At 70.8% G+C, this 24310-nt stretch carries 20 protein-coding genes and 1 tRNA gene; 8 read left to right on the top strand and 13 right to left on the bottom strand.

What is annotated here, in order from left to right; translation table 11 throughout:
• Positions 1-105 precede the first annotated feature (105 nt).
• Together ABZ808_RS25640 and uvrB are read right to left on the bottom strand one after the other, a co-directional pair.
• The gene (locus ABZ808_RS25640) at positions 106-963 is read right to left on the bottom strand and encodes a helix-turn-helix transcriptional regulator (RefSeq protein WP_357011174.1); all 858 of its coding nucleotides are present in this window, start codon (positions 961-963) and stop codon (positions 106-108) included.
• A 195-nt stretch (positions 964-1158) separates the two neighbouring features.
• Complete coding sequence (uvrB, locus tag ABZ808_RS25635; RefSeq protein ID WP_357011172.1) at positions 1159-3267, bottom strand: excinuclease ABC subunit UvrB; 2109 nt, start codon at positions 3265-3267, stop codon at positions 1159-1161.
• Positions 3268-3567: 300 nt separating this feature from the next.
• Between uvrB and ABZ808_RS25630 the strand changes: the two genes are divergently transcribed.
• Positions 3568-5334 carry a hypothetical protein gene (locus tag ABZ808_RS25630; protein WP_357011170.1) on the top strand — a complete coding sequence of 589 codons (1767 nt, stop codon included), beginning with the start codon at positions 3568-3570 and terminating at the stop codon, positions 5332-5334.
• 34 nt (positions 5335-5368) lie between these two features.
• Here ABZ808_RS25630 and coaE read toward each other — a convergent pair whose 3' ends face one another.
• Both coaE and rpsA read right to left on the bottom strand, forming a co-directional pair.
• Positions 5369-6550, bottom strand: coding sequence for a dephospho-CoA kinase (gene coaE, locus ABZ808_RS25625; protein ID WP_357011239.1), 1182 nt, complete (start codon positions 6548-6550; stop codon positions 5369-5371).
• Between the two features lie 241 nt (positions 6551-6791).
• Positions 6792-8297: a 30S ribosomal protein S1 gene (rpsA, locus tag ABZ808_RS25620; protein WP_357011168.1), complete on the bottom strand. Its 1506-nt coding sequence runs from the start codon at positions 8295-8297 to the stop codon at positions 6792-6794.
• Positions 8298-8688: 391 nt separating this feature from the next.
• Here rpsA and ABZ808_RS25615 point away from each other — a divergent pair, with 391 nt between their 5' ends.
• The 4 genes from ABZ808_RS25615 to ABZ808_RS25600 all read left to right on the top strand — a co-directional run bounded on the left by ABZ808_RS25615 (position 8689) and on the right by ABZ808_RS25600 (position 10810).
• Positions 8689-9495: a class I SAM-dependent methyltransferase gene (locus ABZ808_RS25615; RefSeq protein ID WP_357011166.1), complete on the top strand. Its 807-nt coding sequence runs from the start codon at positions 8689-8691 to the stop codon at positions 9493-9495.
• A 104-nt stretch (positions 9496-9599) separates the two neighbouring features.
• The gene (locus ABZ808_RS25610) at positions 9600-10202 is read left to right on the top strand and encodes a Uma2 family endonuclease (protein ID WP_357011164.1); all 603 of its coding nucleotides are present in this window, start codon (positions 9600-9602) and stop codon (positions 10200-10202) included.
• 52 nt (positions 10203-10254) lie between these two features.
• A complete protein-coding gene (locus ABZ808_RS25605) occupies positions 10255-10476 on the top strand; it encodes a DUF2945 domain-containing protein (protein ID WP_357011162.1) in 222 nt (73 codons plus the stop codon).
• Positions 10463-10810: a DUF3140 domain-containing protein gene (locus ABZ808_RS25600; RefSeq protein WP_357011160.1), complete on the top strand. Its 348-nt coding sequence runs from the start codon at positions 10463-10465 to the stop codon at positions 10808-10810. Before ABZ808_RS25605 ends, ABZ808_RS25600 begins: the two co-directional genes overlap by 14 nt.
• A gap of 1 nt (position 10811) precedes the next feature.
• Here the strand turns inward: ABZ808_RS25600 and polA are convergent, their stop codons facing one another.
• The 8 genes from polA to ABZ808_RS25560 all read right to left on the bottom strand — a co-directional run bounded on the left by polA (position 10812) and on the right by ABZ808_RS25560 (position 20897).
• Positions 10812-13508, bottom strand: coding sequence for a DNA polymerase I (polA, locus tag ABZ808_RS25595; RefSeq protein WP_357011158.1), 2697 nt, complete (start codon positions 13506-13508; stop codon positions 10812-10814).
• Between the two features lie 136 nt (positions 13509-13644).
• Positions 13645-14358, bottom strand: coding sequence for an ABC transporter ATP-binding protein (locus ABZ808_RS25590; protein WP_357011156.1), 714 nt, complete (start codon positions 14356-14358; stop codon positions 13645-13647).
• Positions 14345-15286 carry an ABC transporter ATP-binding protein gene (locus ABZ808_RS25585; protein WP_357011154.1) on the bottom strand — a complete coding sequence of 314 codons (942 nt, stop codon included), beginning with the start codon at positions 15284-15286 and terminating at the stop codon, positions 14345-14347. The genes ABZ808_RS25590 and ABZ808_RS25585 overlap by 14 nt, the downstream gene beginning before the upstream one ends.
• Positions 15279-16457: a branched-chain amino acid ABC transporter permease gene (locus ABZ808_RS25580; RefSeq protein ID WP_357011152.1), complete on the bottom strand. Its 1179-nt coding sequence runs from the start codon at positions 16455-16457 to the stop codon at positions 15279-15281. The genes ABZ808_RS25585 and ABZ808_RS25580 overlap by 8 nt, the downstream gene beginning before the upstream one ends.
• Positions 16454-17437 carry a branched-chain amino acid ABC transporter permease gene (locus ABZ808_RS25575; RefSeq protein ID WP_357011150.1) on the bottom strand — a complete coding sequence of 328 codons (984 nt, stop codon included), beginning with the start codon at positions 17435-17437 and terminating at the stop codon, positions 16454-16456. The genes ABZ808_RS25580 and ABZ808_RS25575 overlap by 4 nt, the downstream gene beginning before the upstream one ends.
• Positions 17438-17503: 66 nt before the next feature.
• Positions 17504-18655 (bottom strand): branched-chain amino acid ABC transporter substrate-binding protein, encoded by a 1152-nt coding sequence (locus ABZ808_RS25570; RefSeq protein ID WP_357011148.1) that lies wholly within the window; start codon positions 18653-18655, stop codon positions 17504-17506.
• 368 nt (positions 18656-19023) lie between these two features.
• The gene (locus ABZ808_RS25565; protein ID WP_357011146.1) at positions 19024-20220 is read right to left on the bottom strand and encodes a hypothetical protein; all 1197 of its coding nucleotides are present in this window, start codon (positions 20218-20220) and stop codon (positions 19024-19026) included.
• 56 nt (positions 20221-20276) lie between these two features.
• The gene (locus ABZ808_RS25560; RefSeq protein WP_357011144.1) at positions 20277-20897 is read right to left on the bottom strand and encodes a response regulator; all 621 of its coding nucleotides are present in this window, start codon (positions 20895-20897) and stop codon (positions 20277-20279) included.
• An 82-nt stretch (positions 20898-20979) separates the two neighbouring features.
• On the opposite strand from ABZ808_RS25560, the gene ABZ808_RS25555 reads away from it, so the two are divergent.
• Positions 20980-21062, top strand: a tRNA-Leu gene (locus ABZ808_RS25555).
• A gap of 352 nt (positions 21063-21414) precedes the next feature.
• Here ABZ808_RS25555 and ABZ808_RS25550 read toward each other — a convergent pair.
• Positions 21415-22593, bottom strand: a complete 1179-nt coding sequence (locus ABZ808_RS25550; protein ID WP_357011142.1) for an aminotransferase class I/II-fold pyridoxal phosphate-dependent enzyme — start codon at positions 22591-22593, stop codon at positions 21415-21417.
• Positions 22594-22676: 83 nt separating this feature from the next.
• On the opposite strand from ABZ808_RS25550, the gene ABZ808_RS25545 reads away from it, so the two are divergent.
• Both ABZ808_RS25545 and ABZ808_RS25540 read left to right on the top strand, forming a co-directional pair.
• Positions 22677-23156 carry an Lrp/AsnC family transcriptional regulator gene (locus tag ABZ808_RS25545; RefSeq protein WP_357011140.1) on the top strand — a complete coding sequence of 160 codons (480 nt, stop codon included), beginning with the start codon at positions 22677-22679 and terminating at the stop codon, positions 23154-23156.
• Between the two features lie 60 nt (positions 23157-23216).
• Positions 23217-24239: an LLM class flavin-dependent oxidoreductase gene (locus ABZ808_RS25540; RefSeq protein WP_357011138.1), complete on the top strand. Its 1023-nt coding sequence runs from the start codon at positions 23217-23219 to the stop codon at positions 24237-24239.
• Positions 24240-24310: the final 71 nt, after the last annotated feature.

The raw sequence follows: 24310 nt of genomic DNA, 5'->3' as shown, positions 1-24310 counted from the left end.
CCGCACGCGTCGGTCCCCGGTCCCGACGGGCTCGGGGGCGCCGGGCCCGGTGACCGCGCGGCGTGCCGCCGTGCGCGTCACCCGACGGCGCTCACCCGACGGCGCTCACTCGCCGACGCGCCGGGCCAGCGCCGTGACCGTCTCCTCCGGTGACAGCGCAGCCGCCAACAGCGCCTCGGTCATCCGCTCGTACCGCTCGACGTCGAGCGTCGTCGCCAGCCGGACGTCGGTCGTCAACGCCTCCAGCATCACCGTGCGCGGATCCTCCGGGTCGGGGAAGGCATACCACGAGTACGGCGTGAGCGGGTGCAGCCCGTCGCCGGACGCCCCGCGCGGCAGCAGCCGCACCGTCACGTGCGCCAGCCCGGTCACGGCCACCAGGTGTCGCAGCTGTTCCCGCCAGACCGCGACCGGCAGGTCACCCGGCTCGCACACCGCCTCGGCGAGCACCGCCGTGTAGCGGGGCGGGTCGGCCCGGCGCAGCACCTCCTGCCGCAGCGCCCGGGCGCGCACCTCCGCCTCCACGTCGACCTTCGGCGCGACCAGAGCACCAGCGGCGACCCGGGACCTGGCGTACGCCGGTGTCTGGAGCAGCCCTGGCACGACCGCCGGTTGGAACTCGACGATGTGGGCCGCCCCCGCCTCCAACTCGGCGTAGACGCGCTGGCGCTCACTCATCTCGCCGAGCGTCTTCCACCAGCCACGGCTGGTGGCCGCGTCCCGCGCGATCACGATCAGCGCGTCCCGGTCCGACACCGGCACCTGGTAGACGTCGAGCAGATCCAGCACGTCGGCGAGGTCCGGACGGCTCTGGCCCAGCTCGATGCGGGACAGCTTCGACGTCGAGGCCCAACCCAACCGGTCGCAGACCTGCTCCAGGGTCAGCGCCTCACGCCGGCGTAGCTGGCGCAGCTCGGCGCCGAGCCGTGCGCGTCGAATGACAGGACTTGTTGGCAACGGCATCCCGGCCTCCCCATCGAGGGAGCGTACGCAGGACGATCACCCAGTGCAATAGCTCGCTCGCACACCGCAATCAAACGGTCAGTGCGGTGAACCGGTCGAACAGCGCCGTACCTGCCGTTCGACCGGTTCTCGACCGTGGTCGCCGGGTCGCACCCACCGGACCGCCCTCTTCGATGCCAGCCCGGCCCGGGGCGGTCACTTCACGCCGGCGACGTCCATCCCGCGCAGCTCCTTCTTCAGGTCGGAGACCTCGTCGCGGATCCGCGCCGCCAGCTCGAACTGCAACTCGCGGGCGGCGGCCAGCATCTGGTCGTTCAGCTCCTGAATGAGCTGGGCGAGGTCGGCGCGGGCCATGCCCTCCCGGGAGGTGGTGGCGGCAGCGGACCGACTGCGGCTGCGGGTCTCCTTGACCGGCGCCTTGCCCCGCGAAAGCTGCCGCGCCGCGCCGCCGACGCGGGAGTTTTCGGTGTCCTCCGCCTCGCGGTAGATGTCGTCCAGAATGTCGTGGATCTTCTTACGCAGCGGCTCGGGGCTGATCCCGTGCGCCTCGTTGTGCGCGATCTGCTTGGCGCGACGCCGGTCGGTCTCGTCGATCGCCGCCGCCATCGACGGGGTGATCTTGTCGGCGTACATGTGCACCTGGCCGGACACGTTACGGGCGGCCCGCCCGATGGTCTGGATCAGGGAGCGACCACTGCGCAGGAAGCCCTCCTTGTCGGCGTCGAGGATCGCCACCAGCGACACCTCGGGCAGGTCCAGACCCTCGCGGAGCAGGTTGATGCCGACCAGCACGTCGTACTCACCCTGACGCAGCTCGCGCAGCAGCTCCACCCGGCGCAGCGTGTCGACCTCGGAGTGCAGGTAACGCACCCGGACGCCGTTCTCCAGCAGGTAGTCCGACAGATCCTCGGCCATCTTCTTGGTCAGAGTGGTGACGAGGACCCGCTCGTCGGCGTCGGTCCGCAGCTTGATCTCGTGCATGAGGTCGTCGATCTGGCCCTTGGTCGGCTTGATCACGACCTGCGGGTCGACCAGGCCGGTGGGGCGGATGACCTGCTCGACGAACTCGCCCTGGGCCTGCTCCATCTCCCACGTGCCGGGGGTCGCGGAGAGGTAGACCATCTGGCCGACCCGCTCCAGGAACTCGTCGAAGCGCAACGGCCGGTTGTCGGCGGCGCTGGGCAGCCGGAAACCGTGGTCGATGAGCATCCGCTTACGCGACGCGTCGCCCTCGTACATGCCGCCGATCTGCGGGATCGTCACGTGCGACTCGTCGACGACGGTGAGGAAGTCGTCCGGGAAGTAGTCGAGCAGGCAGTGCGGTGGGCTGCCGGGCAGCCGCCCGTCCATGTGCATGGAGTAGTTCTCGATGCCGGAGCAGAAACCGACCTGCCGCATCATCTCGATGTCGTACGTGGTGCGCATCCGCAGCCGCTGCGCCTCCAGCAGCTTGCCCTGCCGCTCCAACTCGGCCAGCCGCTCGGCCAGCTCCGCCTCGATGTCGCGGATGGCCCGCTCCATCCGCTCCGGGCCGGCCGCGTAATGGGTCGCCGGGAAGATCACCAACTGGTTGACCTCGCGGACCACGTCACCGGTCAACGGGTTGAGGTAATAGAGCTTCTCCACCTCGTCGCCGAACATCTCGATGCGGACCGCCAACTCCTCGTACGCCGGGATGATCTCCAGCGTGTCGCCCCGGACGCGGAAGGTGCCCCGCTGGAAGGCCATGTCGTTGCGGGTGTAGCGGATGTCGACCAGCCGCCGGAGCAGCTGGTCGCGGTCGACCTCCTGGCCGACCTCGACCCGGATCGCCCGGTCGAGGTACTCCTCCGGGGTGCCCAGGCCGTAGATCGCCGAGACGGTCGCCACGACGACCACGTCGCGGCGGGTGAGCAGCGACATCGTCGCCGAGTGCCGCAGCCGCTCGACCTCCTCGTTGATCGAGGAGTCCTTCTCGATGTAGGTGTCGGTCTGCGGGATGTATGCCTCGGGCTGGTAATAGTCGTAGTACGAGACGAAGTATTCGACCGCGTTGTCCGGCAGCAACTCGCCGAACTCCTTGGCCAACTGCGCGCAGAGCGTCTTGTTCGGGGCGAGCACCAGGGTCGGGCGCTGCAACCGCTCGATCAGCCACGCCGTGGTGGCGCTCTTTCCGGTGCCGGTCGCGCCGAGCAGCACCGTGTTGCGGTCGCCGCGCCGAACCCGCCGCTCAAGATCGTCGATGGCGGCCGGCTGGTCACCGGCCGGCTGGAAGTCGCTGACGACCTGGAAGCGGCCGTCGAGCCGGGGAATGTCGAGCGCCATGACGTCAACGGTACGCCGGAGGTCCGACAGGTTCGGGCCGTCGCGCAGGGTACGTGATCGGCTTCGATATTCCCATTGTGTGGCACATGTCACCGGGACTACCCTCTTCATGTAGGCCGCTCGCGGCGGCCGACCGGGCCGGTGGCCACGCCGTCATCACGGCGGGCCGCCCCCGGCACAGCGGTCGCAGCACCCGGCCCATCCGGCGTGCGCACCCGTGTGGTCGCGCTCACGGCGCAGACCGGCCGCCGCGAGCGCCCCTGCTCGTCACCCCGGCACCGTCCCGCCCGTTTCACATCCGTGGACACCTCTGCGACCCCGGCACCCGAGTCCGATCCCGGGGACCCGTCCCGGCGCCACCACACCGGCACCACCAGCGGTCGACGCGGCACCGGCCGGCCCGGCGCGGGCGCCGACTCGGGCCGGCCCGGCACCGGCCGGCACCGCACCGGTTCGGCGAGCGCCGCAGCCGCCACCGCCGGCCGGTCGGCGGGCGCCGCCCCCACCGGCGGGGGTGCGGGCACCAGCGGCCCTTCCGCCCGGATGAGCCGCACCGCCGACGTCACCGATGCCACCGACACGGACGCCGTCGGTTCGTCCCCGGCGAGCCGCCGCCGACGTACGGTGCTGCTGCTGCTCGGGCTGACCGCGGTGACGTCCGCGACGGCGCTGGTGATCGGGCTGCTGAGCTGGGCGCCCGACCCTCCCGAGCCGGCCCGGCCGCTGACCGTCGCGGAGGCCGAGCGACTGGCCGCGATGCGGGTCACCAACCTGCGGGACCTGCGCTCCGGGGTGCACGTCACCGCCGGGACCGGCGCCGCCCGTACCGAACTGGTGGGGTGGGTGGACTGGTCGCAGCCCCTGCTCTACCTGGACGTGGGCGGGCCGGGGGCGGGCGTCGACCGGGGTTTGTTGCAGAGCACCGGGTCGGTGCTGGTGATCCGACCGGACCCGACCGCCGTGCCCACCCCCGCCGCGCCGCCGCTGGTGCCACCTCCGGACCGCTGGCGGCTGCACCGGCTGACGCCCGGTGCGGGGCTGGCGCCGGTCCTCGATCTGCTCCGGAGCCTCACCGCCGACCGCCCGGACCCGGCCGACGGCGACGCCCGTTGGGTCGCCCGGGAGGTGCTCGCGGCCGGGCCGGTGGACGTCGTGTCGGCACCGCTGCCCACCACGACCCCACCCGCCGCGGGCGGCACCAGACCAGGCGGCACCACGCCGGACAGCAGCACGCCGGGCGGCACCACCGCCGGGGCCGCGCCGGACGGGTCGACCCGCTACTGGCTGGACCAGGATGCGCGACTGCACAAGTTGACGACCCGGCTGCCCGGCGTCGGCCCCGTCACGGTGCTCCTCAACCGGATCGACCGGCCCACGCTGCGCCCGGTGGACGCGCTCGGTGGCCGCCCCGGTCTGCCCCGCGCCCTGACCGACGCGGAGCAGCGACGGGTGGCCCGGTTGCCGGCCCGGCTACGTGCCCAGGGCGGTGCCACGGTGACGGTGAGCGCGCCGGTGGGCACGGACGCCAACCTGCGGGGCTCGGGCTGGTTGAGCTGGACCGCCGGCACCGCGTACCTGGCGGTCGCCGACCTGGGCGTACCGGACCGCCGGACCCTGCTGCGCCGGGACGCGGCCGGTCTGTCCCGGGCGGACGTGCCGGCCGAGGCCGGTGGCGGCGGCACCGCGGAGACGCCGGGCCGGCCGCCGCTGCCGGTGCCCGGAGGGTCGTGGCGGCTCACCCGGTCGGGCGGGGACGACCTGGACCGGCTGGTCGACGCCGCGGTGGCCGCCGCCGGGCCGGTGGGGCAACGCGGAGCGGCCGTGCGGGTACGCGAGGACGTCGCCGACGGGCGGATCGTGGACGTCGTGGAGCTGCGCACGGCCGCCGGACGGCTGCGCTACTGGATCGAGCGGGACGGGTCGCTGCGCCGGGTGGAGCTGCACACCGGCGCCGGCGCGTGGGCACAGCTGAACCTCAGTCCGGCCGTGGTGCCCCGCCTCAGCCCGCCGCCCCGCCCGGCGGCCACCACCCGACCGGGCGGCCCGCCACGGCCGAGCGTCCGCTGATCCACCGCTCACCCGGCGCGCTGGCCGGTTCCGCTCAGGGCCGCCAGCCAGTCTGCGCGGCCCACTGCTCGGCCCGCAGGTACTCCTCGTCGAACCAGGGATCGCGGGCCGTGCCGGGGCCGCCGACGTCCGGTGCCGCTTCGACCAGATCCCGCTTGAGCAGCAGGTACGCCGCCCGCTGATCCGGATCGGCGCGCAGGTGGTCGCGCATCAGCAGCGCGTACCGCCAGCCCGGGGAGTCGGCCGCCCGCACGTGCAGGCGCACCGGCCGGGCCGGGTCGGCGCTGCCGTGCAGCCGCTTCTCCCACCGGCCCTGGCCGGCCGGACGCGGGTCGTCCCACCAGTGCCCCGGCACCCGTGGGAACCCGGCGTTCGCCAGCCGGTCGGCCAGTGCCCCGTCGGCGTCGGCGAGGGTGGGCACGGCCACCTGCACGTCGATGACGTCGGCGGCGGCGGAGCCGGACACCGCGGTCGCGCCGATGTGGTCGATCCGCAGGTCGGCCGGGGCGAGCGCGTGACGGATCCGGGCGGCCAGCCGTGCGTACTGCTCGGGCCAGCTCGGGTCGCTCCTCGCCACCCGGCCCTCACCCGGCGGAACCACCCGCCGCTCCCGCAGGTTGTGCTCGTAGGGCTGCAGCCGCTGCCGCCACAGCGCGTCGACGGCGGCGTGCAGCGCCGAAAGGCTCGCGTCGTTGGTCAACACCACGTCCGCCGCCGCGCGGCGACGCGCGTCGTCGGTCTGCGCGGCGATCCGGCGCTCGGCCTCCGCGCGGTCCATCCCCCGGTTACGCGTCAGTCGCTCCAGTCGGGTCCCGACGGCCGTCTGCACGACGACCACCAGGTGGTACGTCGGCGCGAGCCCCACCTCCACCAGCAGCGGTACGTCGTTCACGACGATCGCGTCCGGTGCCGCCGCGGCCATGAGCTCGGCGGTACGGGCGCGGACCCGGGGGTGGGTGATCGCCTCCAGCCGGCGGCGGGCGGCCTCGTCGGCGAACACCACCGCGCCCAGCGCGGCGCGGTCGAGCGCGCCGTCGGCGTCCAACACCCGTTCGGAGAAGGCGGCGACGATCTCGGCCAGCCCTTCGGTGCCCGGTGCGACGACCTCCCGCGCGACGCGATCCGCGTCGATGAGCACCGCACCCAACTCGACCAGCCGCGCAGCCACCGCGCTCTTGCCCGACCCGATACCGCCGGTCAACCCCACCCTCAGCACCCGACCAGTCAACCGGATCACGAATCCCGCCGCCACATCCACCCCCGTACGACGGGCCGCGGGGCACGGCAGGGTCAGATCACGCTCGATCAAGGATGTAGTGGCATCCCGGCCGACCGGAGGCCCCTACATCCACGATCGAGCACGATCTGGTGGCCGAGACTGCGCGGCGGGAACGGCGAGGGCCCCGCCCCCGACGATCCGAAGATCGCGGGGACGGGGCCCTTCGTCGTTCAGCGGGTCACTTACCGCCGGCGAGCTTCTCCCGCAGTGCGGCGAGCGCCTCGTCGGTGGCCAGCGTGCCGGCCGGCTCCTCGGCCTGCCGGCTCGGGGCCGGGCTGGACGAGGAGGTGGTGCCACCGCCGCCGCCAGCGGCCGGAACGACCGGAGTCGGGTTGGCAGCAGCCTCGGCGTCGGCGGCCCGAGAGGTCTGCACCTGCTTGGTGTGGGCCTCCCAGCGCTGACGGGCCTCGGCGTACTGGTTCTCCCAGGTCTCGCGCTGCTTGTCGTACCCCTCGAGCCACTCGCCCGTCTCCGGGTCGAAGCCCTCCGGGTAGATGTAGTTGCCCTCGGTGTCGTACGTCGCGGCCATGCCGTAGAGGGTCGGGTCGAAGTGCTCCTCGCCCTCGACGAAGCCCTCGTTGGCCTGCTTGAGCGACAGCGAGATCCGGCGACGCTCAAGGTCGATGTCGATGACCTTGACCATGACCTCGGAGCCGACCTGGACGACCTGCTCCGGGATCTCCACGTGGCGCTCGGCCAGCTCGGAGATGTGGACCAGGCCCTCGATGCCGTCGTCCACCCGGACGAACGCACCGAACGGCACCAGCTTGGTGACCTTACCCGGCACGATCTGCTGGATCGCGTGGGTGCGGGCGAACTGCCGCCACGGGTCCTCCTGCGTCGCCTTCAGCGACAGCGAGACGCGCTCGCGGTCCAGGTCGACGTCCAGGACCTCGACCTCGACCTCCTGGCCCACCTCGACGACCTCGGACGGGTGGTCGATGTGCTTCCAGGACAGCTCGGAGACGTGCACCAGACCGTCGACGCCGCCGAGGTCCACGAAGGCGCCGAAGTTGACGATCGAGGACACGACGCCCTTGCGGACCTGGCCCTTCTGCAGCTTGTTGAGGAACTCGGTGCGCACCTCGGACTGCGTCTGCTCCAGCCAGGCCCGGCGGGACAGGACCACGTTGTTGCGGTTCTTGTCCAGCTCGATGATCTTGGCCTCGAGCTCACGCCCGACGTACGGCTGCAGGTCACGCACGCGCCGCATCTCGACCAGGGACGCGGGCAGGAAGCCGCGCAGCCCGATGTCGAGGATGAGGCCACCCTTGACAACCTCGATGACCGAGCCGCGGACGACACCGTCCTCGTCCTTGATCTTCTCGATCGTGCCCCAGGCCCGCTCGTACTGCGCCCGCTTCTTGGAGAGGATCAGACGACCCTCCTTGTCCTCCTTCTGGAGGACCAGGGCCTCGATGTGGTCACCAACCGTCACAACCTCGGCGGGGTCCACGTCGTGCTTGATCGACAACTCCCGAGAGGGGATGACACCCTCGGTCTTGTAGCCGATGTCGAGCAGGACCTCGTCCCGATCGACCTTGACGACGGTGCCTTCGACAATGTCGCCGTCGTTGAAGTACTTGATGGTCTCGTCGATCGCGGCGAGGAAAGCCTCCTCGGAACCGAGATCGTCGTGGGTGACCCGGGTGGCGCTCGAGGGGGCCTCGATGCTGCTCGTCATGTGGGCGGTTGCTCCGGTCGGTGGGTTGTCACAGCAGGCTGGTGTCGCGGTGACCTGTTCGCGCCAGCGGATCCGTCGCCGGGCACACCGAACGATCGCCTAGTGAGATCATGATGTGCTCCGTCGACCGCGCACCTGCTCCCTGCCGAGACACACGATCCGCGAGCGCATCGTCTAGCCTACCGTGCGCATTACCACAGCGTGCAAGCCCTCCCTTCTCCTCGCCGTGTGATGACCTGCGAAAGCCGAACAATCGCCCGGAAACCACCTCTGGTGTCTCGTGTGTCACAGCGGCCCCGGGGGCACCAGCGAGAAGGCGCGCCGAACCGGCCCGGCGGGTCGGCCCCGCCCACCGCGTGACAGGGCCACGGCGGGGCCTAGCGTGAGCCCGGTGGATGACGACAGCCGGGTGACCCGGCGCCGGGTGGGTGACGCCGAGGCTCGGCGGGCTAACCGCGGCTGGTGGGACACCGACGCCGACGACTACCAGGCCGAGCACGGCGCGTTCCTCGGTGACGTGGACTTCGTCTGGTGCCCGGAGGGTCTGCGCGAGGCCGACGCCCGGCTGCTCGGTGACGTGTCCGGGCGGCGGGTGCTGGAGGTGGGCTGCGGCGCGGCGTCCGCCGCCCGCTGGCTGGCCACCCAGGGCGCCCGGCCGGTCGCCTTCGACCTGTCCGCCGGCATGTTGCGGCACGCCGCGCAGGCCGCCGACCGCAGCGGGGTACGCGTACCGCTGGTGCAGGCCGACGCGCTCGCCCTGCCGTTCGCCGACGAATCCTTCGACACGGCCTGCACCGCCTTCGGCGCGATCCCGTTCGTGGACGACTCGGCGGCCCTGCTCGCCGAGGTGCACCGGGTGCTGCGCCCCGGCGGCCGGTGGGTGTTCTCGGTGACCCACCCGATGCGGTGGATCTTCCTCGACGACCCGGGCCAGGGCGGGCTGACGGCCGTGCACTCGTACTTCGACCGTTCCCCCTACGTGGAGCAGGACGAGGCCGGTGTGGCCACCTACGTCGAGCAGCACCGCACGCTCGGCGACCGGATCCGCGAACTGGTGGGCGCCGGGTTCCGACTGCTGGATCTGGTGGAGCCGGAGTGGCCGGAGGGGCACGAGGGGATCTGGGGGCAGTGGAGCCCGCTGCGCGGCCGGCTCTTCCCCGGCACCGCCATCTTCGTCACCGAGAAGCCGGCCGCCTGAGCGCGTCGCACCCACAGTCCGACCTGCATCCACCCAGTTGGAGGCGGCGACCCACCTCGCGTTGCTTGAGGCGCTGTCCCATCGATGGGCCGTAGGCTCGCCCTATGAGCGCGGAGCCCATCCCGACACCACCTGGCCCCTGGTGTCCGGACCCGATGCGGCAGCAGCGTGCCGACTACACGCTGGAGGACCTGCTCGCCCTGCCGGACGACGCTCCCCGCGTCGAACTCGTCGATGGTGTTATCCAGGTGACCCCCTCCCCCACCCTGGGCCACCAGGACATCTCATTCCTGGTACGTCTGTGGCTCCAATCTCACGCGCCCAGCAACCTCCGGGTCGCCCAGGCCGTCGGCGTCGGGCTCGGTTTCAACACCAGCCGGCAGCCGGACGTCCTGCTGTACCGCGCCGAGGTGCCGGCTGATCAGTCCATGCTGCGATCGGCGGACGTTGTGCTCGCCGTGGAGATCGTCTCGCCGGGCACGCGGCGGATCGACCGCTTCGCCAAACCCGGCGAGTACGCCGCCGCCGGCATCCCCTTCTACTGGCGGATCGAGCAGGACCCGGTGCACGTCTACGCCTACCGGATCGGCGACCGGGTGGGCCCTGGCGGCGAGCGGCAGTACGAGCTGGCGGCCGACGGCGCCGACGTGATCGAGCTGACCGAACCATTCGAGATCAAACTTCCGATCACCGAGATCACGCCGTAGTCGGTCGGCTCGGCCGCCGTTTCGCCCCGGCGATGCCGGGTAGCCGGAGCGTATGGCCGAGCAGAGGGAATTCCGCGAGGGCGACCACGTCTCCTGGGCCAGTCACAGCGGCCGGGCGCACGGCGTGGTCAGGGAGAAGCTGACCGATCGGACGCACGTACGCGGCCACACCGTGAACGCGTCCGAGGACGAGCCGCAGTACCGGATCCGCAACGACGACTCGGGCCGGGACGTGGCCCACCGACCCGAGGCGCTGCGTCATGAGCGGCCGTGACGAGGGGCGCGACACCTACCGGGAGTTCACCGAGGCGGTGAACATGAAGCCCGGTGAGCTGTCGTCCTGGCTGGAGACCGACGAGTCGAAGCAGGTCGGCTGGCACAAGGGCGGCCACTCCGGTGGCGGCGAGTCGGTCGGGCACGACTCCGGGCGGAAGATCGTCAACCTGTTGCGGCGCAAGCGTGCCGACCTGTCCGAGGGCGACTACAAGCACATGCGCAAGGTCGTCGGGTACGTCCGCCGACACATGGCCCAACGCCCCTCCGGCGACGTCCGCGACACCAAATGGCGCTGGTCCCTCATGAACTGGGGCCACGACCCGCTGAAGTAACTCAGTGGTCGGCGCTGTTCCAGTCCCGGCCTTCGCCCACCGACACCTCCAGCGGCACCGACAGCGGGTACGCGGCGCCCATCTCCCGTCGGACCAGCGCCTCCAGCGTCTCGCGCTCACCGGGGGCGACCTCGAAGACCAGCTCGTCGTGCACCTGCAACAGCATGCGGGAGCGCAGGCCAGCCTCGCCGAGCGCGGTGTCGACGTGCAGCATCGCCACCTTGATGATGTCGGCCGCCGAGCCCTGGATCGGGGCGTTGAGGGCCATCCGCTCGGCGATGTCGCGGCGTTGCCGGTTGTCGCTGACCAGGTCGGGCAGGTAGCGGCGGCGACCGAGGATGGTCGAGGTGTAGCCGTCCTGGCGGGCTCGGGCGACGACCTGGTGCAGGTAGTCGCGCACCCCGCCGAAGCCGGCGAAGTAGTTCTCCATCAGCCCGCGCGCCTCTTCGGTGCCGATGCTGAGCTGCTGGGACAGCCCGAACGCGCTCAGCCCGTACGCCAGGCCGTAGTTCATTGCCTTGATCTTGCGGCGCTGGTCCGGGGTGACCTCGTCGACCGGAACCCCGAAGACCGACGAGGCGGTGGCCGCGTGGAAGTCGGCGCCGGAGTTGAACGCCTCGATCAGCGCGTCGTCCGAGGAGAGGTGCGCCATGATCCGCATTTCGATCTGGCTGTAGTCGGCGGTGAGCAGGCACTCGAACCCCTCCCCCACGACGAAGGCCCGGCGGATGCGTCGGCCCTCCTCGGTGCGGATCGGGATGTTCTGCAGGTTGGGCTCGGTGGACGAGAGCCGCCCGGTGGCCGCCACCGTCTGGTTGAAGGTGGTGTGGATCCGGCCGTCGTCGGAGACCGACTTGAGCAGACCGTCCACTGTCGACTTGAGCTTGGCCACGTCGCGGTGGCGCAGCAGGTGGGCCAGCACCGGGTGCGGCTGCTGCGCGTAGAGCCACTGCAGGGCGTCGGCGTCGGTCGTGTAGCCGGTCTTGATCTTCTTGGTCTTGGGCAGGCCCAGCTCGGTGAAGAGGATCTCCTGCAACTGCTTGGGCGAGCCGAGGTTGAACTCCCGGCCCACCGCCTCGTACGCGCCCTGGGCGGCGGCCTTCACCTCGGCGGCGAAGTGCGCCTCCAGCTCGGACAGGTAGTCGGTGTCGGCGGCGATGCCGGTGCGCTCCATGCCGGCGAGGACCCGCATCAGCGGCAGCTCCACCCCGGCCATCAGCCGAGCGGACTGCTCACCATCGCGGGACAGCTCGGCGTCGATCGCATCGGCCAGGTCGAGGGTGGCCCGCGCCTGGAGCATGAGGTTCTGCTCGGCCACGCCCTCGTCGCCCAGCCCGTCGAGGGTGAGCTGGCCGGTCTCCGGCGTGTCCACCCGCAGCTCGCGGTGCAGGTAGCGCAGCGCCAGGTCGGTCAGGTCGTAGGACCGCTGGTCGGGGCGGGCCAGGTACGCGGCGATCTGGGTGTCGCGGATGACGCCGGCCAACTCCCAGCCGTGCGCCGAGCAGGCCAGCACGGCCGGCTTGCTGTCGTGCAGCACCTTTGGCCGCTGCGCGTCGGCCAGCCAGCCGGCCAGCGCGCCCTCGTCGGTGGCGTCGAGGCCGGTGGGGTCGATCCAGGCGGCCGCGCCACCGGCGGTGGCCAGCGCCAGGCCGGTGATCGAGGCGGTGTGCCGGCGGTTGGGGCCGGTGTCGAGTTTGACGGCCAGCCCGACCGAGGTGCCGGCCGGGGCGTGGGTGCCCAGCCAGGCGGTCAGCGCGCCGGGCTCGGTGAGCAGCTCGCCGGTGAGGTCGAAGCCGGACTCGGCCTCGGGCTCGACGGCCTCCAGATATTGGTAGAGGCGGTCGCGCAGGATGCGGAACTCCAGGGTGTCGAAGACCTGGTGCACCGCCTCGCGGTCCCAACCGGTCCAGCGGGTGTCCTCCGGGCGCAGCGGCAGCTCCAGATCGGACACGAGCCGGTTGATCTCGTAGTTGCGGATCACGTCGGCGAGCCGCTCGCGCAGGCTGTCGCCGGCCTTGCCCTTGATCTCGTCGGCGCGGGCGATCACGCCCTCCACCCCGCCGTACATGGTAATCCACTTGGCGGCGGTCTTCGGGCCGACGCCGGGGATGCCGGGCAGGTTGTCGCTGGTCTCGCCGACCAACGCGGCCAGGTCCCGGTACTGCTGGGGCCTGACGCCGTACTTCGCCTCGATCGCCGCCGGGTCCATCCGGGCGAGGTCGGAGACGCCCTTGCGCGGGTAGAGGACGGTGATCTGGTCGTCGACGAGCTGGAACGCGTCCCGGTCGCCGCTGCTGATCAGCACCGACATGCCCTGGTCGCGGGCCTGGCAGGCGAGCGTGGCGATGACGTCGTCGGCCTCGAAGCCCTCCTTCTCCACCACCGGGATCTGCAGCGCGGCCAGAACCTCCTTGACGAGGCTGACCTGGCCCTTGAAGTCGGTCGGCGTCTCGCTGCGGCCAGCCTTGTACTCCGCGTACCTGTCGGTGCGGAAGGAGCGGCGGGAGACGTCGAAGGCGACGACGATGTGGGTGGGCTGCTCGTCGCGCAGCACGTTGATCAGCATCGAGGTGAAGCCGTAGACGGCGTTGGTCGGCTGACCCGTGGTGGAGAAGTTCTCCACCGGCAGGGCGAAGAACGCCCGGTAGGCCAGGGAGTGTCCGTCGACGAGGAGCAGGCGCGGCGTCGTAGCTGTCACGGCAGCGACTCTAGTCCGTCGGACCGACATCCCCGGGTGGCGGCACCGGGCCCCGGACGCGAAAAGGGACAGCCGGCGTCAACGCCGACGGCCGGCCACCCCCGCGAGGGGACGGCCGGCCGCCGGACGAGGTGGCTCAGGCCACGCCGAGGTACGCCTCCTTGATCGACGGGTCGTGCAGCAGGTCCTGACCGGACCCCTCCTTCACGATCCGGCCGGTCTCCAACACGTAGCCGCGGTGCGCCCGGGAGAGCGCCTGCTGGGCGTTCTGCTCCACCAGCAGGATCGTGGTGCCCTGCTGGTTGATCTCCGTGATGATGTCGAAGATCTGCCGGATCACCAGCGGGGCCAGACCCATCGACGGCTCGTCGAGAAGCAGCAGCTTCGGCCGGCTCATCAGCGCCCGACCGACCGCGAGCATCTGCTGCTCGCCGCCGGACAGGGTGCCGCCGGCCTGCTTGCGCCGCTCGCGCAGCCGCGGGAAGAGGGTCAACACCCGGTCCAGGTCGGCGGCGATGCCGGCGGAGTCCCGCCGGGTGTACGCCCCCATGTCCAGGTTCTCCATGACCGTCATACCCGGGAAGATCTGCCGACCCTCCGGTGACTGGCACAACCCCCGGACGACCCGCAGGTCGGCCCGGAGCTTGCTGATGTCCTCGCCGTTGAACGTGATCTTGCCGCCGGCGAGCGCCCGAGTCCCGGAGATGGCCCGCATGGTGGTGGTCTTACCGGCGCCGTTCGCGCCGATCAGGGCCACCACCTCACCCTCGTTGACGCTCAGGCTGATGCCGTGCAGCGCCTCGATCCGGCCGTAGGCGACGGAGACGTTCTCGAGATCAAGCAGCGTCATCGGCGGGCTCCCCCAGGTACGCGGCGATCACCTTCGGATCGCGGCTGACCTCCGTGGGCGCACCCTCGGCGATCTTGCGGCCGAACTCCAGCACCACGATCCGGTCGGTGACCCCCATGACCAGCCGCATGTCGTGCTCGATGAGCAGCACGGTCAGGCCCATGTCCCGGATCTTCCGGATCAGGGTGAGCAGTTCCTCCTTCTCCGCCGGGTTGAAGCCGGCGGCCGGCTCGTCCAGGCAGATCAGCTTCGGCTCGGTGGCCATCGCACGGGCGATCTCCAACCGACGCTGGTAGCCGTACGGGAGGTTACGCGCCTCGTCGTTGGCCCGGTCGGCGATCCCGACGAAGCGCAGCAACTCCAGGGCCTTGGCCTCGGCTGCCCGTTCCTCGAGGATGTGCCGGGACAGGCCGAACGTCTTGGCGAACGACCGGCGCGTCTCCTGCCACGTCCGCCGGATGCCCGCCTCGGCGGTGACCTGCGGCAACTCGTGTGGCTTCGGCCGGAGCCGGGGCACCCGGAAGAGCGCCCCGGGCACGCTGGTCTTGTGCCGGGAGTCCGTGCCGACCATGACGTTCTCCAACGCCGTCATCTCCGGAAAGAGACGGATGTTCTGGAACGTCCGGGAGATGCCCAGCTGGCTGATCTGGTGCGGCTTGCGGCCGGTCACCTTCTGGCCCTGGAACCGGACCGCACCGGAGGTCGGCTTGTAGACCCCCGTCATCACGTTGAAGCTGGTGGTCTTGCCGGCGCCGTTCGGCCCGATGAGACCGAGGATCTCACCCTCGTAGATCTGGAAATTGATCTTGTCGAGGGCGACCACGCCGCCGAAGCGGAGCGTGACGTCGTCGACTTCGAGCAGCACCTTCCGAGGCCCCGGCTGAGTCGGGATCTTCGGCGTCGCGGTGCTGGTGGTCTGGTCAGACATGAGCGGGCGCCTCCTCTGCCTCGGCCGCGCGATCCTTCAACTCGCGGGCTCGCCGCCGGCTGGGGATCAGGCCCTGCGGACGCAGGATCATCACCAGCACCATGGCCAGGCCGAAGACCAGCCAACGGTAGTCGGCGAAGTCGCGGAACCGCTCCGGCAGGTACGCCAACAGCACCGCGCCGAGCGAGACGCCGATCATGTTGCCGGAACCGCCGACCACGACCATGGCGACGAAGAGGATGGACAGGTTCGCGTTGAACTGGGTCGGGTCGATGAACGCGTTTCGGCTGCCGAAGAGGAAGCCCGACAGGCCGCCGAGCGCCGCGCCCATGGCGAACGCCCAGAGCTTGAACTTGAACGGGTACACGCCCATCACCGCGGCGGCGTCCTCGTCCTCGCGGACCGCCAGCCACGCCCGGCCGACCCGGCTGTGCTCCAACCGGCGGACCAGGACCACCATCAGCAGTACGAAGGTGATCGCCAGCCAGTACCAGGGCTTCGCGTCGATCAGACCGAAGACCTTGTTGTCCGCCGACGGCGGGCCCTCCGGGCCGGGAATGGCCGAGATGCCGACCGGGCCGTTGGTGACCCCGGTGGCGTTGCGGGCCACGATCCGGATGATCTCACCGAAGCCGAGCGTCACGATCGCCAGGTAGTCACCGCGCAGCCGAAGCGTCGGCCAGCCCAGGATCACACCGGAGATCATCGTCAGCACGATCGCGAGCAGGAGACAGATGCCCCAGGTCACCGCCCAGGTCGGCGGCAGGTCGAACTCCTGCTGGATCCACTTGACCACCGGCGAGTTCACCGAGCCGAACAGCGCCACGCTGTAGGCGCCGATGGCGAAGAAGCCGATGTAGCCCAGGTCGAGCAGGCCGGCGAGGCCGACCACGACGTTCAGGCCGATCGCGACCAGCACGTAGATGGCGCAGACGAAGAGCACGCCCGCCCAGTTGTTGCCGCCCTCGATCGAGTCGGTACGCAGGTTGTTCAGACCGGGGATCATGAGACCGCCGGGCAGCTTCCCCAGGTACGGCAGGTGGTACAGGAAGACCAGCAGAGCGACCACGCCGACGGCCTTCTGCCACCTCGGCAACGCCCGCCAGCGGTCACCGACCGAGTTCAGCAGGCCGACACGACGGCGGTCAGCGGAACGGATTTTGTCGATCATGCGCGGGCCCTCCCGAGCGACTCACCCAACAGGCCGGTGGGCCGGAACATCAGCACCACGATCAGCACCACGAAGGCGATGACGTCCTCCCAGTTGGACGCGAAGAGCGTGGCGCCGTAGACCTCGACGATGCCGAGGAACAGGCCGCCCAGCAGCGCGCCGCGCAGGTTACCGATGCCGCCCAGGACCGCGGCGGTGAACGCCTTGAGGCCGAGCACGAACCCGATGCTGTTCTGGGTGAAACCGAACCGCATGCTCCACAACAGAGCGGCAGCGCCGGCCATGATGCCACCGAGCACGAAGATCAGCATGATCACGCGCTCCTGGTTGACGCCCATCAGCGCGGCGGTCTCCGGGTTCTGTGCCACCGCTCGCACACCCCGGCCGTACCGGGTGCGGTTGATGAACCAGTCCAGCAGCGCCATCATCACGACAGCCGACACGAAGACGATCAGCTGGATGTTCGTGATCGCCGTGTTGCCGATGGTGAACAGGGTCTCCTGCTGGATGATCGTCGGCATACCGACGATCTGCCGGGGCCGACCGAACGCCGCCGGCAGCACGTTGCCCAGCAGCTTGGGCAGCACCTGCCCGAAGAGTTCCACGAAGACCAGCGACAGGCCGATCGCGGTGATCAGGAAGATCAGCGGCGGCGCGTTCTTGCGCCGCAACGGTCGGTACGCGATCCGCTCCAGAGCCAGAGCTGTTCCGCCGGAGGCGACGGCCGCGACGACCAGACCGAGCAGCAGGAACAGGATCGCCTGGCCGATAGGAGGGTTATTTTCCACCCCGAGCTGGTTCCAGAGGATCAGCACCGCGAAGGTGCCGACCATGAAAACCTCGGAGTGCGCGAAGTTGATCAGACGAAGGACGCCATAGACGAGGGTGTAGCCAAGGGCGATCAGGGCGTAGATGGCGCCCTTGGACAGGCCGTCGACCGTGTGCTGGCCGAGATGGCCGATCAGTTCATCGAAATGCACCGGGGGTCTCCTTGAATCGAGTGCGGCCGGGGTGGTCGACCCCGGCCGCACTCCAGTGCCTGGGCGTCAGCTGAGCTTGAGCTCCTGCAGCGGCTCGATAGCCGTGCCCTTGATCTGGTAGGCCCAGATGACGACCTTCGACGGGTCGACGTCACCCTTGGCATCGAACTTGATGTACTTCGACACGCCCTGCTTGTCGTACGACTTCACGTACGCCAGGATGTCGGCCCGGGTCTTCTTGCCGTCCTTGAAGGCGTCCAGGTAGACCTTCGCGCCGTCAAAGCCCTCAGCGCCGTAGGAGCCCGGCGGGATGCCGTACTCCTTCTGGTAGTCGGCGGAGAAGGTGCCGCCGGCCTTGTCGGCCGGGAGGCACGGGCAGGTGATGATCGAGCCCTCGGCACCGCCGGAGGCACCCGCCGGGAACGCCGGGTCGTACAGACCGTCCGGGCCGACGAACTTGGCCTGGACACCGGCGGCACGCATCTGCTTCACCAGCGGAGCGGCCTCACGGGTGTAACCGCCGTAGAAGACGAAGTCCGCCCCAGCGGAGCGGATCTTGGAGACGGTGGCGTCGAACTGCGCCTGGCGCTCCTGGATCTTGTCCTTGTTGACCACCAGCGGGCCGAGCTGCTTGCCCAGCTCGTCGGTGATGCCCGCGCCGTACGCGCTGGCGTCATCGACGAGGAAGACCTTCTGCGCGTTCTGGGTCTTCAGGTAGCTCGCCACCGCGCCGGCCTGCGTGCCGTCGTTGCCGACGACCCGGTAGAAGGACGTGTTGCCCTTCTGGGTCAGGTCGGTGCGGGTCGCCGACGGGCTGACCATCGCCAGGCCAGCGGCCTGGTAGATCGGCATCGTGGCGTCCGACTCACCGGAGAAGTGACCACCGATGACACCGAGGAACGAGTTGTCCCCCGCGATCTGGTTCGCGAACGGGGTCGCGACAGCCGGGTCACCCTGGGTGTCGAACTCCTGCATGGTGACCTTGCAGTCCGGGTTCGCCTCGTTGAACTGCTTCACGGCGAGCTTGGCGCCGTTCAGCGACGGGATCACCAGACCCGCGTTGTCACCCGTGAACGCGCCGAAGATCGCGATCTTGCCACCGCAGTCACCGGACGCGGTCCCACCGCTTTCGCCACCGGAATCCTGGCACCCAGCAGCGACCACCAGGGACGCGGCGAGCGCGACAGTTCCCAGCGCTCGTACATAGCTTCGCCTCACGGCTTCCTGACCTCCTCCAGATGCGGACGCGGCTGACCCGTTAGCGACGGCGACAGCAGCAGACCCGCAATTCCACCCACCCCGCAGAGACTCCCCCTGCGTTACGGCTCGTGATGGCGGAGCGTACCGACACCGCACACCGTCGTGGAAGGCCTGAACGGGGGGTCTGCGAAACCGTTACGAAGACGTACGCAATCCAGTCGATGCCCGTAACAGGTGAATCCGTCGATCGGTCCTTAAGTCCGCGTCCGGATGGGACTCAGACACCCTTGTCCGTGCCGGTAAACGCCGCCTGAACACCGTCTGAACTGTAAAAACGTCCAGCAGTCAGCTCGGCCGGGCCGGTACGCCGCCGACACACCCCGCCATCAGGCGCCCGGCCCGCTCGCCGACCACAGACCGGCCCGTGACCCATCGTCCACCGCCAACCACCACCGGTCACCCACCGCCACCAGCGCCACATCCCGATCGGCACCCGCCCCGGCCTCCAGCGGCATCGCGGCCTGCCGCCACGACCCACCCCGGTCCGCCGACACCCACACCGAGTATCGCGTTCCGTCGGCCACCGCGGCGAACAACCGATCCCCCGCCGCCACCAGCGACGCCACCACCGGCACACCCGAGGAGGACCGCCGACCGAACGCCCCCGCGGCCACCCAGCCCCCCGCCTCCTGCCGCCACGTGCCGAACGTCGCCCCGCGCAGCCCGACCGCCACCGGCACCCCACCGACCAGCGCCACCCGCTGCAACTCCTCGTACTCCGAGCCGCCCGGCAACACCGTGCGCCGCCAGGACCGCCCGTCCGGCGACGACCACACCGCTGGATCCCGGTCGATCCGGCCAGCCGGCAGCAAGCCACCCACCGCCAACCAACCCGCCGGCACCGCCACCGCGTCGAACGCCCAGGTCACCCCCACGGCGTCACTCGCCAGCTCCGGCGCGCCCTCCACCAGCGCGAACTCCGCCGCGTCCGGCGCCGACACCCAGGAGGCCGCGCCCGCCGAGCGATTGCCGACGATCAGCCAGCCCGGCGGACCCGCCGCCAGCCGGGACACGTTCACCGCCTTCGGCCCGCCGTACGTCTCGAACGGCGCCTGCACCTCGACCAACGCACCGTCGGCCCGCTGCCGCCAGGTGCTGATCCGCGGATTGCCGTGCGCCCCACCGACCTTGGCGCCGATCACCGCCGCCGTCCCGTCGCGACAGGCGACTGAGGAGAGCACGTTCTGCCGGCCGTAGAAGGAATCCGCGCGCATCGGCAGCGACGTCCATGTCGTACCGTCCACACTGGTCCACGCTGCTGGACGGGTGCCGCCACCCGTGTCCGCGACGCCGCCGACCAGGAACCAGCGACCCGAACAGGCCGCCAGGTCGCGTACCAGCAATCGGCCGGCGTCGCCCGGCGGCGCCGGCAGTGTCAGCGCCTGCCAGCCCGGCCGTAGCGGCGGTGCGGCGGCCGACGTCGGCCCGGACGATCCGTCGCCGGTCGGCGGCGCCGGGCCGTCACAACCGGCGAGCAGCAGTGCGAAGAGGCCGAACACCGCGACGACCTGTCGGACGGACATCCGTCGATGCTAGCCACCGACCACCGTGCGGTGTGCCCTCCGCGTGCGCCGGGCGCTCAGACGGTCGGCTGGGGCGCCTCGCCGCCGGCGGTCTCCGTGAGGATCCGCTCGGCGACCTCCTTCATGGTCATCCGGTGGTCCATCGCCGTGCGCTGGATCCACTTGAACGCCTGCGGCTCGGTCATCCCATAGGTGGTCATCAGCGCGCCCTTGGCCCGCTCCACCGTCTTGCGGATCTCCAGGCGGTCGGTCAGGCTCGCGACCTCCGCCTCCAGGGCCGCGACCTCCGAGTAGCGCGACAGCGCGATCTCCACCGCCGGGACCAGGTCACTCTTCTGGAAGGGCTTCACCAGGTACGCCATCGCGCCCGCCGCCCGCGCCCGCTCCACCAGGTCGCGCTGGCTGAACGCGGTCAGGATGATCACCGGGGCGATCCGGGCGCCGGCGATCCGCTCGGCGGCGGCCAGCCCATCCATGATCGGCATCTTGATGTCGAGGATGACGAGGTCAGGCTTCAGCTCCTCGGCGAGACGGACGGCGGTCTCGCCGTCACCGGCCTCCCCGACCACCTCGTAGCCCTCTTCGACCAGCATCTCGGCGAGGTCCAGCCGGATCAGCGCCTCGTCCTCGGCGATCAGCACGCGCCTGCGCTCGGTATCCGTCGGTATCTCGGCCACCAGCCCTACCCCCACCATCGTTTCTGCACGGCTACCACCCATGCTCCCGCAGAAGCGTAGTCGGGTACAGTAAGCCGCACTCGCCGGGATGGTGGAACGGCATACACGGAAGTCTCAAACACTTCTGCCCGAAAGGGCTTGCGGGTTCGAATCCCGCTCCCGGCACTTTGTCATACACCTGTTCGACCAGGTGGGCGTGAGTCCACCGCCGATGCGGGCACAGGCCACGCCCTCCCCGCTCGCAGGCGCGACATCCGCTCGACGGCCCACACGCCTCGTTGCCGGACACCACGGTCCGGCAGTGGTGCGTCGATCGGCCCGAACCCGCGACGTTCGGCACCGGCCACGGTGCTTTCACCGCCTGCCTGCCAGATGTCGACAATCCGACCGACCCCGCCCGCCTACGGGTATCCGCCCGGCCTGATCGACTCCGTATCGCCGATGTGGCGCCATCCCCCACCGGAGACACCGCCAGATCGGCGACATGGAGTGGATAAAGCCTGACCGACCGCGCCGGTCAGGCGATCGCGTCGAGCGCGCGGGCAAGATCGGCGCGCAGGTCCTCGGGGTCCTCCAGGCCGACCGAGAGGCGCAGCAGGCCGCCGGCGGGCTTCGCGTCGCCCTCGACGGGCCGGTGGGTGAGCGAGGCGGGGTGCTGGATGAGGGTGTCCACGCCGCCGAGGGAGACGGCGTGGGTGATCAGCTCGCAGGCGCCGGCGACGGCAGCCGCGGCGGGTGCGCCGCCGCGCACCTCGAAGGCGAGCAGGCTGCCAGGACCGGCCATCTGCCGACCGACCAGCGCCGCCGGGTCGTACACCGAGGGGTGGTGCACCCGGTGTACGGCGGGGTGGTCGGTGAGCCAGCCGGCGAGCTTCTCGGCGCTGGCCTGCTGGGCGCGGACCCGCAGCGGCAGGGTTTGCAGGCCGCGGTGCAGGAGGTAGCCGCCGAGGGGATGCAGGATCGCGCCGGTGACCGCGCGGACCTGGCGCAGTCGGGTGGCCCATTCGGCGTCGCAGGCGACGACGCCGGCAAGGACATCGCCGTGGCCGCCGATGCTCTTGGTGGCGCTGTGCAGGACGAGGGCGGCGCCGTGGCGGGCGGGTTGTTGCAGCACGGGGGTGGCGACGGTGTTGTCGACCAGCAGCGGGACGTCGCCGGCCGCGGTGGCGAGGGCCGCGATGTCGACGAGGTCGAGGGTGGGGTTGGCGGGCGTCTCGATGACGACCAGCGCGGTGTCCGGGCGGATGGCCCCGGCGACCTCGTCGGGGTGGGCCCAGGTGACGGTGGTGCCGAGCAGACCGGTGGCAAGGACGTGGTCGGTGCCGCCGTAGAGGGGCCGGACGGCGACGATGTGGCGCTGGCCGTCGCGGGTGGCGGCGAGCAGGGTGGCGGTGAGGGCGGCCATGCCGCTGGCGAAGGCGACCGCCTGGGCGGTGCCCTCCAGTTGGGCGAGGGCGGTCTCGAAGCGGGCCACGGTCGGGTTCCAGAGCCGTTGGTAGACGGCGCCGCCTTCGGCGGGGAGGGTGCCGCCGGTGGCGAGCTGCTCGTAGGCGTTGCCGCCGTCGTCGACCGAGGGCAGTGGGTTGGTCGTCGAGAAGTCGATCGGTGGTACGTGCACGCCGAGCGTGCGCAGGTCGTCGCGGCCGGCGTGTACAGCCTGGGTGTCCACCGTCATCATGGCGGTAGCGTCGAACATCCGGTGCCGTGTCGGCAATGGGCTGGCAGATAATTCTGTCGGCAGCACTGGATTCGCCGTTTGGTTCGGGCGAGGATGGTGGGATGCCCCCTGAGCCGAACGATGTGCGGTCGAATTCGCCCCTCGACAAGGTGGACCGCGCGATCCTGACCGAGTTGGCGGCGGACGGCCGACTGCCCAACAACGCCCTCGCCGAGCGGGTGGGGGTGGCGCCGTCCACGTGCCTGACGCGAACCCGGGCGCTGCGCGAGCGCGGGGCGATCCGCGGGTTCCACGCCGAGGTGGACCCTGCGGCGCTGGGTTTGCCGTTGCAGGCGCTGGTGTCGGTGCGACTGACCGCGCACGAGCGGGCCGCGGTGGACGCGTTCCGGGCCCGGTCGGTGCGGCTGCCCGGGGTGGTGTCGGTGTTCCACGTGGCCGGCGCGGAGGACTACGTGCTGCACGTCCGGGCGGCGTCGGGTGACGCGTTGCGGGACTTCGTGCTGGATCACCTGGCGGTCGACCCGGTGGTGCAGCACACGCAGACGAGTTTGATCTTCGAACAGGCCCGTGGGATGGGCTGAGCAGCGGGTGAGTTGCCCGACGAACACGGCGAGGCCGGAACAAAACCGGCCGGCGGCGGGTTGGCCACGCGTGTGATCACCGTACCGTTGTCTGTTCTTGATCTTGCCCCGGTCGCCAAGGGGACCACCGCCGGCGCCGCGCTGCAGGCCACCACCGAGTTGGCCCGGCGCACCGAGGAGTTGGGCTACCACCGGTTCTGGGTGGCCGAGCACCACAACATGCCGGCCATCGCCAGCTCGGCCCCGGCGGTGCTGCTGGCGCACCTGGCCGCGAACACCTCGACGATCCGACTCGGGTCGGGTGGGGTGATGCTGCCCAACCACGCGCCGCTGGTGGTGGCCGAGCAGTTCGGCACCCTGGAGGCACTGCACCCGGGCCGGATCGACCTGGGCATCGGCCGGGCGCCGGGCACCGACCAGGTGACCGCGCTGGCGTTGCGCCGCACCATGGAGGGGCTGTCGGCGGAGGGCTTCCCGCGCGAGTTGGCCGACCTGATGAACTACTTCAGCGGGGAGCGCCCCGGGCAGATCATCGCCACGCCGGGTCAGGGTGAGCAGCCGGCCGTGTGGCTGCTCGGGTCCAGCGGTTTCAGCGCCCAACTCGCCGGCCTGCTCGGTCTGCCGTTCTCGTTCGCGCACCACTTCAGCTCGGCGAACACGCTGCCGGCGCTGGCGCTGTACCGACAGAACTTCCGGCCGTCGCAGTGGCTGGACAAGCCGTACGCGATGGTGGCCGTCAACGCGGTGTGCGCCGAGACCGACGAGCGGGCCGAGTGGCTGACCGGGCCGAGCGCCCTGTCGTTTCTGAAGCTGCGCTCCGGTCGGCCGGAGCCGCTGTCCACGCCCGATGAGGCGGCGGCCTACCCGTACACCGAGATCGAGCGGGAGTTCGTCCTGCAGCGGCGCGACGGTCAGGCGATGGGCTCGCCGGAGACGGTGCGTCGGCAGCTGACCGAGCTGCAGGAGCGCACGGGCGCGGACGAGCTGATGTTGACCACGCTGGTGTACGACGTGAAGGACCGGGTGCGCTCGTACGAGTTGATCGCCGAGCAGGTGGCGGGCGGTCTGCGCCGGGACGCGTGAAACACGATCTTCACGTCAGCGTCACCCCCGCGACCCGGACGGTGCCTAACGTTGATGCCGGTGGTGGTACG

Origin of the sequence: Micromonospora sp. NPDC047527 (assembly GCF_040643015.1) — a bacterium.
GTDB lineage: Bacteria > Actinomycetota > Actinomycetes > Mycobacteriales > Micromonosporaceae > Micromonospora.
This window is presented reverse-complemented; position numbering and strand designations above follow the sequence as displayed.

Coding starts and splice junctions, on each gene's coding strand:
- ABZ808_RS25550 (WP_357011142.1), bottom strand. CDS start 22,593: ATGTTCGACGCTACCGCCATGATGACGGTGGACACCCAGGCTGTACAC.
- ABZ808_RS25545 (WP_357011140.1), top strand. CDS start 22,677: ATGCCCCCTGAGCCGAACGATGTGCGGTCGAATTCGCCCCTCGACAAG.
- ABZ808_RS25580 (WP_357011152.1), bottom strand. CDS start 16,457: ATGATCGACAAAATCCGTTCCGCTGACCGCCGTCGTGTCGGCCTGCTG.
- ABZ808_RS25640 (WP_357011174.1), bottom strand. CDS start 963: ATGCCGTTGCCAACAAGTCCTGTCATTCGACGCGCACGGCTCGGCGCC.
- ABZ808_RS25610 (WP_357011164.1), top strand. CDS start 9,600: ATGAGCGCGGAGCCCATCCCGACACCACCTGGCCCCTGGTGTCCGGAC.
- rpsA (WP_357011168.1), bottom strand. CDS start 8,297: ATGACGAGCAGCATCGAGGCCCCCTCGAGCGCCACCCGGGTCACCCAC.
- ABZ808_RS25600 (WP_357011160.1), top strand. CDS start 10,463: ATGAGCGGCCGTGACGAGGGGCGCGACACCTACCGGGAGTTCACCGAG.
- ABZ808_RS25605 (WP_357011162.1), top strand. CDS start 10,255: ATGGCCGAGCAGAGGGAATTCCGCGAGGGCGACCACGTCTCCTGGGCC.
- ABZ808_RS25585 (WP_357011154.1), bottom strand. CDS start 15,286: ATGTCTGACCAGACCACCAGCACCGCGACGCCGAAGATCCCGACTCAG.
- uvrB (WP_357011172.1), bottom strand. CDS start 3,267: ATGGCGCTCGACATTCCCCGGCTCGACGGCCGCTTCCAGGTCGTCAGC.
- ABZ808_RS25590 (WP_357011156.1), bottom strand. CDS start 14,358: ATGACGCTGCTTGATCTCGAGAACGTCTCCGTCGCCTACGGCCGGATC.
- ABZ808_RS25565 (WP_357011146.1), bottom strand. CDS start 20,220: ATGTCCGTCCGACAGGTCGTCGCGGTGTTCGGCCTCTTCGCACTGCTG.